Below are 16,666 nucleotides of genomic sequence, written 5' to 3' on the forward strand. Positions count from 1 at the left end.
CGGTGGTTTTATTCATCTAAAATCTCATCCGCTGAATTCTTATTGCATTTAGAATAGCCAGCATGGCTACGCCTACATCTGCAAAAACAGCTTCCCACATAGTAGCAAGCCCTCCCGCGCCTAAAATTAAAACAGCTGCTTTTACCACGAATGCCAGTCCAATATTTTGCCAAACAACGGTCTTGGTAGCTCGTCCAATTTTAATGGCAGTAGCTATTTTCGAGGGTTGGTCGGTTTGAATCACCACATCGGCTGTTTCAATAGCTGCATCGCTACCCAAGGCACCCATTGCAATACCTACATCGGCCAATGCCAAAACCGGTGCATCATTTATTCCATCTCCTACAAATGCCACTACTCCCGGTTTACCTTTCTTAATTTCTTCAAGCTTTTTAACCTTATGCTCTGGCAATAGATCACCAAAAGCCTGATCAATACCCAAAAAGCGGGCAACCTTATGTGTAATGGAAGTTTTATCGCCCGAAAGCAATACCGTTTGGCGAACTCCATTAATATGCAATTCTTCAATTGCTTCTTTGGCATCCGGTTTAACCTGGTCGGCAATAAGAACATACCCTGCAAATTTGCCGTCAACAGCCATCATAACAGTTGTTTCAGCGATTCCTTTTAAATCCGAATTATAAATAATATCGAATCTATCCATCAACTTACTGTTTCCCGCCAGCAGCTGTTTTCCTTGCCACTCCCCTTTCAATCCTAAACCGGCAAGCTCTTCAACATTTGTTATTGCTAACTGTTCAACTCCATTCTTCGAATAATCAGCAATGGCATTGGCAATAGGATGCGTGGATTTACTTTCGAGAGCACCCAACATTTTTATGAATTCTTTTTCATCATATCCGTTAGAATTCACTTTTTGAACATTGAAAACCCCTTCGGTTAATGTTCCTGTTTTGTCCATAACAACTGTTTCTACCTTAGCAATAAGATCGAGGTAATTAGAACCTTTAAACAAAATTCCATGACGAGAAGCCGCTCCTATACCTCCAAAATATCCTAGTGGAATGGAGATCACCAAAGCACAGGGACATGATATTACCAAGAAGATCAACGCACGATATAACCAATCCCCAAATACATAATGTTCAACAAAAAAGAAAGGAAGTATAGTTAAAGCAACTGCAAGGTAAACCACAATCGGGGTGTAGACTTTGGCAAACTTTCGGATAAACAGTTCGGTCTTAGCTTTTTTTGCCGTAGCATTTTGAACCAGTTCAAGAATGCGAGCTAAGCTGCTTTCGGAGTATTTACGGTTTACTTTTAGTTGGATAACGCGATCGAGATTGAGCATGCCTGCCAACACCTGTTCATTTTTACGGATCGTTTTTGGCTTGCTTTCTCCGGTTAAAGCAGAAGTATTAAAACTACTTTGATCAGAAAGCATAATTCCATCCAGCGGTACTTTTTCTCCTACTTTAATCTGAATGGTTTCCTCAACATTCACCTTCTCAGGATTTACAGTAATAAAAGAATCGTTCCTTAATACATTAGCACTATCCGGTCTTACATCTAGCAAGGCTTTAATATTTCCTTTTGCTTTGCTAACAGCAGCTTCCTGAAACAGTTCACCCACCGCATAAAAAAGCATTACAGCAACCCCTTCAGGATATTGACCAAGGGCAAAGGCTCCAATTGTAGCAAGGCCCATCAAAAAAAACTCTGTAAACACTTCGCCTTTAGCAATAAGTGCAAATCCTTTTCTAATAACAGGCCAGGCAACCGGAATATAGGCAAGCAAATACCAGACAAAGCGAACTGTACCGTTGAAAAAACCGGGTTTGATATAATGATCGAATACCAAACCGATCATCAACATTAAAAAACTAAATAGCTCTGATTTATACCTAATGAACCATGATTGAGACACTACTTCTGCATGGCTATGTTTATGTTCTGAAGGCGCTGCTTCAACCTCTGCACAATGCTCACACTCCGAATGATAATATTTATGATTGAGTTTCACTGTTTGCTTATTAAACGAATTTAAGGTTAATTCATTTAGTATTACGAGTTACGGACCAAGTTTGAATGAATAACATTTCCCAGCAACCCGTAACTCGTAATTAGTAACCCGTAACTTATAATCAATTACAGTCTCAACTTCAAACCTCCGTTAACAACAAACCCATCCAGAGGCGCATATAGATCTTTAAATACCGGATTAGTAATCGGTCCTGTGTAAATGCTGCCATATTTAGTTTGACGAACATCCAAAAAGTTTTCAAAATTGATGAATAATGAAAAACGCTCCCATAAACGTTCGGCCATAAAACCGGTGATCCAATAATTTTGACTTCGGGTACCATCTGACAATAGTTGAGGACTAAAATAATAAGCCTCTAAACCTAACTTCCATTTATCATGCAGCTCATACATTAAAACTGAATTTAAACGATGCTTGGCTGTCAGCGTATTTTCTTTCACCAAGCCCTGATAGTGGTTTTCGGCATCGGTATACGTATATCCCAAAAACAATTTAAAATCATCATAGGTAATTTTTGCATTGGTTTCAGAACCTTTACTATCACCATAACCATCAATGTTTTCAAACTTGTAAACACCGTTTGACTCATTCTGCAATACCAATGGATTATTTAAATAAGTATAAAAGAAAAGCTGATTGATCGATAATCCAACTGTATTGTTGAATAGAGAAGTGCTAAAGTTAACATCCCAATTAACGCCATAGCTGCGTTCCAGAATGTTCTCATCAGTATTAATTGGCAACACGCCCTTGTACTGCAGGCGCTCACTTTCTTCAGTAAAAATAGTTGGGGTTTTGTAGCCCAAACCGCCACCCATTCGGGTATTAAAATGGTTATTTAATTTAACCAAAACCGATAAACGGGGAAGGAATGCAAAGCCATAATCCCTAACATAATCTGTCCGCAATCCGGTTTCAACGTTAATTCTTCCCGTCGCTGTCCAGTTATTTTGAATAAAGCCGCCAACTGTAAGCAGATCATAATTTCTTAGTGGAAAACTATTGTATTGCTGTTCAGTAAACTTATCCGTTAGGAGATTAAGCCCTCCTACCCATTCCATTTTTTCGCCGTTTGCAGCATAATTTAATTCTGAAAAAGAGCCGAGCTGTTGGCCATTAAATTCATAACCAGGAGTAGTTAGTTCTCTCTTAAATGAGTTGAAACTACTTTTAAATGTGAGTTTACCAATCTTCCCCGTATTCCATTCCAATGATCCCTGTCCCGAAACCCGATTCGAATTATTATTTTCAAAATAGCTGTGGTTAGTATCTCCTTTACCATCAATATAATGCAGATCTCCACCTATCCGGTCTTCAAAGCCCATATTAACCCCAACGTTCAACTTTAAGTTTTTATTAAAATCAACAAATAGTTTAGGATTGATGGTATAACGCTCGAACTTCGGAATTGCGGTTAGGTCAATATCCGAGGGATCATAAGGTTTATTACTATTGCGTGCCGCATAAAGCGTAAGGCCTATTTTATTGAACTTTTGGGCAAAAAACCCATTTAAATCTAAACCTCCCGCCGATGTTCCGTTTAAGAAAAAATTGAGCTCGCGGTTTGGAGTTGGCGTTTTACTGATCAGGTTTACCAATCCGGCAATAGCTCCACCACCGTACAAGGTTGATGCAGAACCCTTCACTACTTCCACTTGCTTCAAATCTAAAGGGGGAGTTTGTAATAACCCCAATCCTCCTGAAAACCCTTCATAGAGTGGCATTCCGTCTTTTAGAATTTGTGTATAGCGACCATCTAATCCTTGAATCCGGATAGAAGCATTCGCTGTTGTTGCTGAAGTTTGCTGAACCTGAATTCCGGTACTTTCACTCAGCACCATTCTGATGTCGCCCGGTTTCATATTGGCTTTTTCGTCCAATTCCTCACCTGCTATAAACTCAACACGGGTAGGTATATTTTTTATGGTTCTTGAGCTACGGGTTGATTGGACAACAACTTCATCCATTTCCTCTTCTTCAGGCTGCAAACTGATCAATAAGGTATCGGTAGTGTTTCGAGGAAACACGATTTCGGTTTTATTTTCTTCAAAACCCAAAAACCTTACTATGATTTGTTGCTTACCATTAGGAATATTTTGAAGGACGGCCAACCCATACGCATTGACTTTAGTTGCCATTTTCAGGCCCTCAACCATAACCGTTGCTCCGGCTAATGATTCATTGTCTTCTGCATTTTTTACAGAAACAACTAATTTATTTTGACTGAAAGCAGTCGAAGAAAAAAATAAAGTAATTATAAATAGAAAGATAAATCTCATTTATGATGAAAAATTAAGCATAAAACATTGTCTGCATAAAGTTTATGCAGCTTAAAACAATAAATAATTTTATGCTTGCTTTGGGGGCTGCCAAATAGAAAGGTGATAGACCGAAAGGTAGTTATCGGTGTAAAAAGAATAATGAGTAATGATAAGTTTAGGCTTGGTTTCAAATGAAACTATCTGCATTGAAACCGTAAAACCACAACAAGCGCTACAACTTGAAAAAGGGGAACACAAACCATCTTTTTCTACCTGCTTTGCAGTTGAGCACTCTTTCTTTACCTCATCCTCATTGCAATTATCGAACATACAGCATGGCACCACTGATAACAGCAGCACAAAAAAAGCCAGTATGACGATAAGAGGTTTCATGCACTGCAATAATAAGCAAAATTGCACTTGACTGATTGTATCAATTTTATTTTGATAAAACTCCCAAATCATAAATCATCTGGTACATTTAGGGAACCTGGTTTTTCCAGAGATTGATTACTTTAGACTACTAAATAAAAAACTCTACACTACTTTACTCGACCTATGCTCACACACCCTATCATTGAAAAGGTTATGGAAGAAAATAAATCAGTGATCAACGCTGACTTCAACCGATATAGAAATCATGTTTATCGGGTGTTTAATCTGTGTCTTAAGCTTGATAACACTGTTGAGAATATTGACAAATACGCCATAGCAGCTGTTTTCCATGATTTAGGTATATGGACCCACCATACTTTTGATTACTTGCATCCATCTGTTGCCTTAGCTAATGAATATTTACTACGTATCAATAGAGTGGATTGGCAAGAGGAAATAACGCTGATGATTGATATGCATCATAAAATAAACCGTTATACCGGTCATTATGAAAACACTGTGGAAACATTCCGGCAAGCCGATTGGATTGATGTAACCCAAGGAGCGCTGCACTTTAACCTAAGTAAAGCAGTAATTAATGAGATCAAAGCGCTGTTTCCTAATTTAGGATTTCATGCGTTTCTATTAAAACAATCTTCCCTAAACTTTTTAAAGCATCCTTTTAACCCTTTGCCTATGTTTAAGAGGTAAAAGGTGGGCACATGAAACAGAAGATCACTTCCCAATAATTATATTTTAACAAAAAACGGTGCTGGGAATTACCCTCAGCACCGTTTTAAATTTATCAGCTTTTCTTCAATTCGTTATAAGCCCTTTTTAATAAAATCAGCGGGAACCTGACCTTGCATTCCTTTTAGTTCAATTCCAGAGAGTTTTACAATTAAAGGAGCAACATCAACCATATTCATAATCGGAATAACAACTCCTTTTTGTAGTCCCGGACCAAAAGCAACAAAACCGGTTTCTATTTGCTTATGATCGGGAAAATAACCATGAGTCCCTCTAACCTTATCAAACTTTTCGATAAGAACTGTTGATTTACCGCCAAAGGTAGTTCCATTTAAACCGGTTAATGCCAATGGGCTATTCGGATCTGCACCAATAGCATCCATTTTGTCTTTATCAACTAGGGCAAAATAGTTTTTAACTGAATCAGGTACATTTTGCAAAATGGTTTTCACTTTTGCCAGCGTGGCTTTATCGTTAGGATCTTTTAATTGTAAGAAAGCCGAACCTCCCGAAGTATGAAACTGCGCTTTCCAATCACCTTTTTTAGCATCGTTAATCAATCCATTTTGCTTCAATAAATAATTAGGATTGAAACTTCGATAAATATTCTCGAAACCATGATCGCCCAATATTACAATCAGGGTACTATCGGCAATTCCGGCACGGTTTATACCTTCCATTAATGTTTTAATGTTTCTATCAGCACCGGCAACAGCGGCTCGAACCATGTATGACTCACGGCCTTCGGCATGTTCATAATGATCAGTACATGCTAGATGGAGCGCTATAAAATTAGGTTTGTACTTACGAATGATATAGCTTGAGATACGGGCCACATTCTCATCACCTATCAATTCATTATTTTCTGCACCTAAATCATTCGCTTCTAAAACACCGGTTGCATTGTCTTGTACTTCCTTCCATAAACCTGCCGGGGCTGTTGCTGCGGAAGTATACGGACGAGCGTCGCTCATGTCTTTATGATTCCAATACTCCGGAATACGATAATCAATAGGTGCATTTACCGTAACCGGCCAACGTACACAAGCTGTTTTACGACCAGCCTTATGCATGGCGTCCCAAAGCGTTTCCACTTTAATAGTTTGATAATCCCAATACCATTTACCGCTTTGACCTTCGGCCTCGAACGGAGTATTGTAATAAACACCGTGTTTGGCTGGAGTTACCCCGGTAACCATTGTTGTATGGTCAGGATAGGTAACTGATGGAAATACCGGATTTAATCCTTGCGCTGCCACACCATTTTTCATTAACTCTCTTACCGTAGGCATAGCATAAGTACTATCAAGGTAAAACTCAGGTCTGAAACCATCTATCGTAACCAAAACAACATACTTTGCCTGTGCATTTTGAGCCGATACCTTTGAAGTAAATGCGGCAATAACTGCCAATATCAGCGCACTTGTTATAATTAGTTTTTTCATGTTAACTTATTTTGAATAATTAAAAACCGTATCGCACTCCTAATTGAATTTGGTACGGATTCCCGCTTAAGTTTGAAACTCCGGCATTGGTATTTACACTGTACTTGTAAGTAAGTGCATTCTGATCAAAACCTTTAATAGTATAAATACTTGTGGTTCCAACGTTATGATTTACTCCCCATGATTTATTCAGCAAATTGGCAATATTGAATAAGTCGGCAGAAACTTCAACAAACTGGCTTTTATAGGTTTTCACCTTTTTCATTAATCGAAGATCGAAAACACCATAGAATGGATTCTCTCCACCATTTCTTTCTGCTATTTTACCAAAATTGCTTCTGATATAATCTTTAGTGCTTTTTTCCACATTCGGATTACTTAATATGGCATTGATACCATCTTTCAAATACTGAGGAGTGTTGGGATTATTCGGATCATAGATATATGCTAGGTCGTTGGATGCCACAAAGTCGCCATTTACGTTTCCATTAACAGTTAAAGAATAACGGGTTCCTGAAATTCCAGAGAAACGAAGACCAACACTTACACCCCAAAACGTTGGCGCGGTACCAAAGAATACTACTTTATTGCGGAATTGATTATCCGAATAACTCATTGAACTAAGGTTACGTGGATCATCTTTAATGTATTGTACAAGCGTAGCTGTATTGGCTACGTTACCGTTATATGAGGTATTGTCTTTTGATTGATTCCAGGTGTATGATACTGAAACCTCTCCATCTTTATAATAACGATACGTTCCGTCAAGTACAAATGCAATCTGATTCACTTTTCCTTTGCTTTCTAATTGTAATACCCGACCTACATCAGTTGTTTTGCGCCCTTTTGTCCAATCGGCGGCACCATTTGAAGTATTGATCGTATTAGCTGGTACATAAACACCACGGTTATCTTCGGCTGCAATACGGAAGTATGGCTCATCCGCCATATTTCTATCTAAATAAGTATAGTTATTACGCCCCATTGTTAAATAACCGTTAATGCTCATTCTAAAATTCTGGTTAAAAAAGTGAGAATAAGAGGCATTTGTTTTATACACAGTTGGAACCTTGGCATCCTTTCCGTTCATATTGATAGTAGCCATCTTAGGAACTGAAGGATTGTTGATCAGATCAAGTCCCGGAGCTGTTGATGGATCCTGACGATAGGAAATGAAGTTAGGAGTAGGTACTGCACTACCACTTAAGTCAACACTCATAATGTGTGAACCATCAAACAACATATTATTAATCATTGAGTAAGGGTTAAGCGCTGAGCCTAAGATACCTCCCCCAAGTCGAATGATATCTTTACCATTTTGAGCAAGATCCCATGTTATTTGAGCGCGAGGTTGAACCTGGAGTGTGGCCAATTTATTGGCGGTATTCAATCCTAAAGTGTTATAAACTGTTTCGTTGAAGTTAGCCTGATCTAAATAAGTGGTATAATCCACCCTCACACCTACAGTTACGTCAAAACCAGGGAATGCACTCGTTTGAACCTGTCCGTAAAGGTTTGGAGTTAAAATATTGAATTTAATATTTTGATCACCCGACAAATAGATCTCACGTGCAAAGCGATACGGAGTTTGGTTATTAAAGTTCTCTAAACCCGTAAAATAAAAGCGCCCGTTGATCTCGCTTCCGTAAATAGAATTCTGGTTGGTGAAAGATAAGCCACCACCAAAAGTGAAATTGAACTTCCCTTTATTCCAATACAGGTTATCTACAACTTGGATCACGTTATTATTAAAATAGTCGCCACCATAACGCTGCCCACCAAGTTGTATTGCCGTGGTATAGGTAGAATTATCAGCAGCTACTGAGGTGATATTTTGCACGATGGCTCTTGGAATATTGTCTTCAGGCAACTGATCATTGGCAAACAGCTTATTATATTCCCAATAATGCTGCAATTTCAGTTCGTTGGTCAAATTTGAGTTTAGCGTCGAACGCAATGAGGCCATCAAACTGTTATTCAAACTTCTACGAGAGCTATACACCTCGTAAATATTAATAGCTGTATTATCTCCATCCGATTGATTATCCATATCATAGATAAAATTATTTCGAACGGTAAGTAAGCTTTTACCTATTTGCCAGTCTACACGACCAAAAACAGCATTGGTACCCTTGGTTTTATCGAACTCACCAAATTGTGAAGAGTTAGCTACTCCATATTTGTTTCTGGCAATTAGCAGGTAGTTATCTAAAGTAGCCTGGGTAACATTGTAACGTTTTTCATCCGCGGCATTTTGGATTTTAGCAATAATCAATGGACGAGCATCAGCCTGATGATCGAAAGCCAAAAAGAAATGAGCTTTATCCTTGATAATTGGACCCGACAGTGAAAAACCATATTGATAGGTTGAAAAGTCCTGATCTCTTTTTAAACCGTTTAATCCATAAGGGCTTGATAAACGATTATTCCGAGCATAGGTAAACGCACTTCCTGAAAAGGTATTGGTTCCTGATTTGGTAACGGTACTTATTGTTCCGCCCCCGGCATTACCAAAAGTAACATCATACTGGTTGGTCACTACCTGAAACTCGCGAACGGCTTCCATCGTAATTGAATAAGCCCCTGTAGGCAATCCTCCGGAAATAGTACCTCTGGCCGCCATACCATCAATGGTATAGTTAGTTGATGATGGCAACTGCCCTGAAAGACTACTACCTGTACTTAATGGAGATAGATCTGTTAGAGAGGTGAAGTTTCTACCATTTACTGGCAGTTTAGAAATATCTTTAGCCTTAATAGCCGTTGATGATCCAATGTTCTCTATTTTATTTCTTATCGAACCGGCAACAACAACAACTACATCCAATTCTGCAGTTTTCTCCTTCATTATAAAGGTTACTTGCAATCGATCACCTTGGTTTAATGTAAAGTTGGTTTGTTTCTCGGTGGACATACCTGCCATTTCAACGGTAATTGAGTAAGGAGAACCTAATGGCAATTCTTTAAACTGAAACTCACCTTTGTCATTTGAGATCCCTTTGGCAATAAAGCCTGTCGACTCATTTTTCACAGTGATGGATGCCCTGCTGAGCATTGCTCCTTCAGGCACCTTTATTTTACCGGATATACCGGCAAAATTGGCCTGAGCCATACTGTATAAACTTACAAAGCACAAGAGAATGCAGAGTAAGAATGATTTTTTGTAATTTTTTTGCATAGTGAAAGTTGTTTTTTGAATAGCTCAAAAATGCTTTCACTATGTTACCGGGAGTTTAACTAACAATTAATTTGCAATCACATTGATTATCAGAATATTATCTTATTATTTCATTTAAATAAAAACTTATATTAATAGTTAAAGGAGGGTTAACAATTAGCCATTAAAGAGGTTGTTTAAATTCATAAAAAGTATTAATTAGATACAATAGCCCTAAATAACAAAAGGCACCTATAGGGTGCCTTTCAATATCATCAGAAATAAATAACCTTTTCAATTAGGCCAATATCTCAATCTTTTTAAACTGTTTGGTAGTAGTAAAAGAAAGAACATTTGTTGCATCAACACTATATTTTTTCATTTCCTTCCCATCAACCACCACTTTTTTCACTTTAAACGGAAGGCCATAAACAATATGCTCATACTTCTCGTAACGAGGAGTATACATACCAAACATTGTTTGCTCCATCACAAATGAACCATTGGTTCCTCTTACAGTAATTGTTTTTTCGAGATAAATATCAAGTTTATAGGCAAAGTTTTCACCGTGGTCTTCATAAATGATCGACTTTTCTTCCATTTCTGAATACCAGGTTTTTAATGTTAAAAACTCAAGCTCTACTTCATTAACATACTGCATTACAGGATATTCAGGAACTGAGGCACCAGCCTTTACAAAAATCGGCATACTATCTAAAGGAGTATTGATCACAAACTCCTTACCTCCCTTATACTTTTGATTATTCCAATAGTCGTACCAGGTACCTTTTGGTAAATAAACTTTACGATTGGTTATGCCCGGTTGTAAAACAGGGCAAATCAGTATGCTATCGCCAAAACTAAATTCATCCTCCCGGTAATGATTGATCTGCTCATTAGGCTCGAGCATTATCACCGGACGTAAAACCGGCATATGATATTTATAATGTTGCCAGAATGCTGAATACAAATAAGGAAGCAACTTATAACGCAACTCAATAAATTTTCTACAGATCGATTCAAAAGGCTCACCAAACGACCAAGGCTCACGTTCACGGGTATCACCCGCCGAATGTGCCCTCATTAATGGTGTAAATACGCCCAACTGGATCCAACGAGTAAACAATTCTCCATCAGGTTCACCTGTAAAACCGCCAATATCGGTTCCACAGAAAGAAATACCTGAAATACTCAAACGCTGACACATTACATTCGCCAGTTTCAAGTGTTCCCAGCTAGCAACATTATCGCCTGTCCAAACGGACGAATATCGTTGAACTCCCGAATATCCTGCTCTGGTAATGGTAAAAGGCCGTTTATTTTTTTGAAGCTTTTGTAATCCTTCATAAGTAGCTCTTACCATTTGCATTCCGTAAACGTTATGTGCTTTACGATGTGAACCACGATGATGATCAAAATTATGGCGTACATCGTCAGGGAATGAACCCGAACCAAAAACCGCAGGTTCGTTCATATCGTTCCAAACACCGTCCACACCGGCATCAAGTAATCCCTGGAATAGGCCACCCCACCATTCACGTACTTTCGGGTTGGTAAAATCAGGAAACTGGCATCGACCCGGCCAAACGTTACCTTCCATAAAGTAATCGTCACATCGGCGACAGAAATAGTTATTTGCCTTACCTTCCTTAAACACCCAATAATTATCATCTACCTTAATTCCAGGGTCGATAATTACAACAGTTTTAAATCCAATTTCATCCAGTTCTGTTAACAGCTGTTTGGGATCAGGAAAATATCGGTCATTCCAGGTGAAACACCTGTAGCCATTCATATAATCAATATCTAGATAAATGGCATCACAAGGAATTTTCTTTTCCCTGAAGGTATTGGCTATTTGTTTTACTTTTTTATCAGGATAATAACTCCATCGGCACTGGTGAAAACCCAAAGCCCACATCGGTGGCATTTGATGAGTTCCGGTTAACATGGAATAGCGTTTAACCACATCAACCATTTGAGGCCCATGAATGTAATAGTAGTTCAGTTCACCACCATCTGACCAAAAGCTTGTACAATCATGGCTCTCAACCGCAAAATCATAATGAGTTTTAAAGGTATTATCATAAAAGATACCATAGCAATAGCCTTTGTTCAAACTCATGTAAAAGGGAATGCTCCTATATAAAGGATCCTGATTTTTGGCAAAAGCGTAAGTATCCGTATTCCACAACACCTGTCGCTTGCCTCTTAAATTAAATTCAGTAGCCTTATCACCTAAAGCATAAAAATCCTCAGTAGCCTGACAGGTTTTACTGCAGTAAACATAGTAACCGCCAAACTGAACATTTTCTTCATAATGCATTGGTTTGGCATCTGAACTCATCAGATTTCCGTTGCGGTCAATAAATGAGATCAGGAAATCGGCTTTTGTAACTGCGCAGGTTACTTTAGGAGTGGCAATCAGGTATTGGAGTTCAGTTTCGGTGAATTTAACTTCCGTTATAATGTGATCGTACGGATTAATAGCGTAAGAAAAATCGGCCAGGAAGGTTCCCTGCGGAGCCATGCGTACCCTGATGATCTCATCACTGATTACCGAAATTTGAACTTTTGAGGCACCGTCTGAAAATACAAAACGGTTGCCATCAGTTATATAGTTTTTAACCGACTTTAAATATTGCTTGGTAATGGGGCCAAGCGTTACGATGGGATTGTTTAAGAACTTTTCCTCATTATTTTCGTCTGGAACTTTTAAAGCCGGGTCAATCATAAGATCGAGGTTTGTTAAATTTTCCATAATTGTTCGGGATTGCTGTAAAACTAACTGAGCTTAGTTTTAATGTCTATTAGTGTAAATATAACACTTTGAGATATTAAAAACCGACTTAGAGAAAAATTAGTGTTTAAACAGTTTCTTCGGACAATTAAAAAATGATTGTGAACTACGCGAAGTTTTCAAGTGAAAACAGGTCTTCTAAGCTCATTGCTCCCAAAGAGGGAACCACGAAATGAGCATTTTTAAGTGCATCTTCAGAACCAATACCTACTGATCGCATACCGGCATTATTGGCCGCTTGAATACCTGATATTGCATCTTCAAAAACAATACAACTATCCGGGTCAATACCTAATTCACGGGCCGATCGCAAAAATATTTCGGGGTTTGGTTTGCTTTTATTTACAAGGTTTCCATCTACAAGTACAGGAAACTTATTCCTCAGTTTTACTTTCTCCAATATGATTCCGGCATTTTTACTGGCAGAGGCAATGGCCACTTTTAATCCGGCATTTTGAACTGCTTCAATAAATTCAGCAGCACCAGTAATCACATCCTTCTCGGTCATAGTGTTGATATGCTCAACATACCAGCGATTTTTCATTTCTGCCAAATCATATAGTTTATCTGCAGAAGTGGAAACACCTCCAATACTCAAAATAATCCGCAGGCATTCCATGCGGCTTACTCCTTTCAGTTGTTCATTATCTTCTTCGGTTATATCAAATCCCAGTTCATTAGATAAGCGTTTCCAAGCCAAATAATGAAAATGAGTGGTATCAACAATAACCCCGTCAAGGTCGAATATACAGGCTTTGATGGGCGACATAATAGGTTAATTTAAGAAGTTGGCAATATCGGTAAGATATGCCTGATTTACAAACTGATTAATTAAACAAATGGCATTACTAATTTCTTAGTAATGCCATCAATGTTTTTCTATAAGAAAATACCTTACAAATTATATCCAATAGAAATATAACCAGTAGTTCCTACCATTGGGTTCCCCCAAGCTTGTCGGTATGACTGGTTTGTTAAATTTGATGCACCTAACTTGATGATTGTTTTATTTTTAGGAAATGCTTTAGAAACTTGAGCATCTAAACTACCATATGCAGGAATTACTGCTCCATTAGATGCCTGAAGATTAACTCCGACAAATGATGATTGCCAGATGAATTCTTGTTGCCATCTGTAAGTAAGGTTAAATCCGAAATCTGTTTTAGCAATATTACGGTTACCTACATTTACATTGAAACGATATTCAGGAGTATTGAACTGAGCATACATTCCATCTAAATCTTTTTCATTAGTAAGTTTATTGAAAGATACGTTACCACCCACAACAAAGTTTAAAGGCAATGAGTAATCCATTCCTAATGCCCATCCCCAAGTATTAATAGTTTTTGTGCTATTTACTGGTAATGAATAAATATTTTGTTGAGTTTGACTTACAGGTTGAACGAGAACTTGCTCTCCCATAAAGTTATTGTAGTCACTTTTATAAACGTAAGCGTCAATTAAAAGCTTTCTATTCACTAATGCTTTATAACCCAACTCATAAGAAACTACTTTTTCAGGCTTGAAATCAGTAAATTGATACTGTTGAGGATTCCCAGCTTGTACAGACTCTAATGAATATACCGGACCAGATAATAATCCATAACGTTCACGTAAAAATGGTAAGCCTCCGATTAGATGTGCTTGTGGGGTTACCAAATCAATATATTGGTCTTGTGTAGTTGGGATACGGAAACCTGTTTGATAAGAGGCTCTGAAATTATGATCTTTTGCAACTGTTAATACAGCAGAAAGGCGTGGTGAGAATTGACCTTCAAAGTTCATATTTTTATCATAACGTAATGACCCTGAAAGTTTCAACTGGTCATCAAATAATTTTTTACCTAATTGAATATAAGCACCCCACTCTTTGATATTAAACTCGCCACCATTTTCGTCAAGAGCAAATAAGGTTTTCTCTGAGTTCAAATCATAGATGCGGTAGTTACCTCCAACTAACATTTCCATGAACTTAATTTCATTCATGAAATTGTACATACCTTCAACTTGGTAAAGATTGGTTTTATCGGCAAAACGGGCTCCTACGCCATTTGCATCGCCTGGAATTGATTTTTCACGGACTGTTTTAGCGGCAGCATCAAATTCAGCAGTACCTGGCATTAATCTACCTTGATCTGCAGTGGTGCGTGCCTGAGTATTAAAATTGCCAAATCCTCCTTTTGCAGCAGCAGTGGCAGCCGCAACTGCTTCAGTAAATGCAACAGGTTGAGGTTTTCCGGCTAACATTCCTTCTTGATATTTAGCTTGAAATGTACTCGAATAGGTTGTTAATGCACCGGTAGCATAGGTACCGAAGTACTGCTGAAACCAAGTCTGGCTGGGTTTCCAGGCCTCATTTATACCTGCACCTAACGTACCTGAAGCATAGCTATCACCTGCGTCTTCTTGAGTAGTATATGCGCGAACATAAAAATTACTTCCTTTTACTTCTGCCTTGTATTGGCCCATATTGAAGTTTTTGATTGAATAACGATCAGCACCTGTATACACCGTTGTTCCGTAGCCATAGCTACCTTGTACAAAAGCTTCAACATTTTCGTTAATACGATAATGAAATGCGCCATTAAACTTCAAATTTTTGGTATTATAATCAGTAAGGTCACGCTCATTATATCCTGTACGGGATACATAAGTGTTATCTTTTGATGGCATCATTCCATCAAAAATAGCCTGAGGTGTAAGAACTCCACCTGTTGCATCTGATAATTGCTTAATTCCATTGCCCAAAGGATTTCCTGGAGTTAAAGCAGCAGGTAATAACCTTTCGTACATATTTAAATTCAACTCATCTCCATAAGTATTTACCCCGTTATAAGCTGGATTCGTAAACTGAGCACCATTATTTAAATTAAACCCATTTAACAAGCTTTGATCACGCATATCACTAGCTTGCCAATCATCTGCACCTAACATTTCAAAATTAAGTTTAAAGGCAAACTTGTTATTAAATGCCTTAGCGTATCGTAAAGCTACATCGTAATAAGGAGTGTTTGTTTTACTACGATTTGATTCACTTAACATACCACCTTTTATTAAGGCGCTAAAACCTTGATAGTTGAAAGGACTTTTACTGTTTAACAAAACAATTCCAGTAATAGCGTTAGGTCCGTAAAGTGCCGAAGCTGCTCCAGGAAGCAATTCTGCATTCTCCATATCAAGTTCAGTGATACCAACAATATTTCCCACTGAAAAGTTCAAACCTGGAGCCTGATTATCCATACCATCAATGAGCTGAACCATTCGGGTATTACCATTGGCATTGAATCCTCTTGTACTCACTGACTTAAATGTTAAAGATTGAGTACTCATTTCCACTCCTTTTAAATTAGCCAATGCATCATAAAATGAAGGAGCAGGAGATGATTTGATTGCTTGAACGCCCATACGTTCAATTGATACCGGTGACTCAAGAATTTTTTCTTCCACCCTTGATGCGGCAACAACAACTTCCTGACCAAGTACGGCCTCGGTTTCAAGTTGAATAGCCAAATCGGTGGTATTTCCGGTAACATTAACTTCAAAAGGTTTAAATCCAATTGAACTCACAATAAGTACAAATGGAACAGGTGTGGTGGTTTTTAATGTAAAGTGGCCTTTCGCATCAGTAGCCGTACCTGTTTTCTTGCCCTTAATAGTTACACTTACTGCCGGTAATTCCTCTCCCGTTGCTTTGTCTTTAACAGTTCCACTTACAGTCACAGCATTTTGAGCAAACGCAACAACCTGTAGCAACAGAAAAAAAGCCATTAATAGCCAAAATCTCTGGTAATTGTGTTTCATAAATTTTAAGTAATTAGGTTCCTAAATTGGTTATAAGGCTCCTAAAATATTAAAAAAAGGGGAATAACAAAT

At 38.1% G+C, this 16,666-nt stretch carries 9 protein-coding genes; 1 reads left to right on the forward strand and 8 read right to left on the reverse strand.

The features are described 5' to 3' along the window. Nucleotides 1–16 precede the first annotated feature (16 nt). The 3 genes from C3K47_RS03170 to C3K47_RS03180 form a co-directional block, all read right to left on the reverse strand. The gene (locus tag C3K47_RS03170; protein ID WP_103787651.1) at nt 17–1,837 is read right to left on the reverse strand and encodes a heavy metal translocating P-type ATPase; all 1,821 of its coding nucleotides are present in this window, start codon (nt 1,835–1,837) and stop codon (nt 17–19) included. A gap of 272 nt (nt 1,838–2,109) precedes the next feature. Then, nucleotides 2,110–4,284 (reverse strand): TonB-dependent receptor, encoded by a 2,175-nt coding sequence (locus C3K47_RS03175; protein WP_103787653.1) that lies wholly within the window; start codon nt 4,282–4,284, stop codon nt 2,110–2,112. Nucleotides 4,285–4,353: 69 nt separating this feature from the next. Then, nucleotides 4,354–4,659 carry a DUF6660 family protein gene (locus tag C3K47_RS03180; protein ID WP_103787654.1) on the reverse strand — a complete coding sequence of 102 codons (306 nt, stop codon included), beginning with the start codon at nt 4,657–4,659 and terminating at the stop codon, nt 4,354–4,356. Between the two features lie 165 nt (nt 4,660–4,824). Between C3K47_RS03180 and C3K47_RS03185 the strand changes: the two genes are divergently transcribed. Further along, entirely contained in the window at nt 4,825–5,352 is a 528-nt protein-coding gene (locus tag C3K47_RS03185) for a phosphohydrolase (protein ID WP_103787656.1), read from the forward strand. Nucleotides 5,353–5,465: 113 nt separating this feature from the next. Here C3K47_RS03185 and C3K47_RS03190 read toward each other — a convergent pair whose 3' ends face one another. The 5 genes from C3K47_RS03190 to C3K47_RS03210 all read right to left on the reverse strand — a co-directional run bounded on the left by C3K47_RS03190 (nt 5,466) and on the right by C3K47_RS03210 (nt 16,594). Then, nucleotides 5,466–6,836 carry an alkaline phosphatase family protein gene (locus tag C3K47_RS03190; RefSeq protein ID WP_103787658.1) on the reverse strand — a complete coding sequence of 457 codons (1,371 nt, stop codon included), beginning with the start codon at nt 6,834–6,836 and terminating at the stop codon, nt 5,466–5,468. A 19-nt stretch (nt 6,837–6,855) separates the two neighbouring features. After that, entirely contained in the window at nt 6,856–10,014 is a 3,159-nt protein-coding gene (locus C3K47_RS03195; protein ID WP_103787659.1) for a TonB-dependent receptor, read from the reverse strand. A gap of 277 nt (nt 10,015–10,291) precedes the next feature. Beyond that, nucleotides 10,292–12,754: a glycoside hydrolase family 31 protein gene (locus C3K47_RS03200; protein ID WP_103787661.1), complete on the reverse strand. Its 2,463-nt coding sequence runs from the start codon at nt 12,752–12,754 to the stop codon at nt 10,292–10,294. Nucleotides 12,755–12,899: 145 nt separating this feature from the next. Then, a complete protein-coding gene (gene pgmB, locus C3K47_RS03205) occupies nt 12,900–13,562 on the reverse strand; it encodes a beta-phosphoglucomutase (RefSeq protein WP_103787662.1) in 663 nt (220 codons plus the stop codon). 125 nt (nt 13,563–13,687) lie between these two features. Next, nucleotides 13,688–16,594 (reverse strand): TonB-dependent receptor, encoded by a 2,907-nt coding sequence (locus C3K47_RS03210; RefSeq protein WP_103787664.1) that lies wholly within the window; start codon nt 16,592–16,594, stop codon nt 13,688–13,690. Between the last annotated feature and the right edge of the window lie 72 nt (nt 16,595–16,666).

The organism is Solitalea longa (genome assembly GCF_002920915.1).
Taxonomy (GTDB): Bacteria; Bacteroidota; Bacteroidia; order Sphingobacteriales; family Sphingobacteriaceae; genus Solitalea; species Solitalea longa.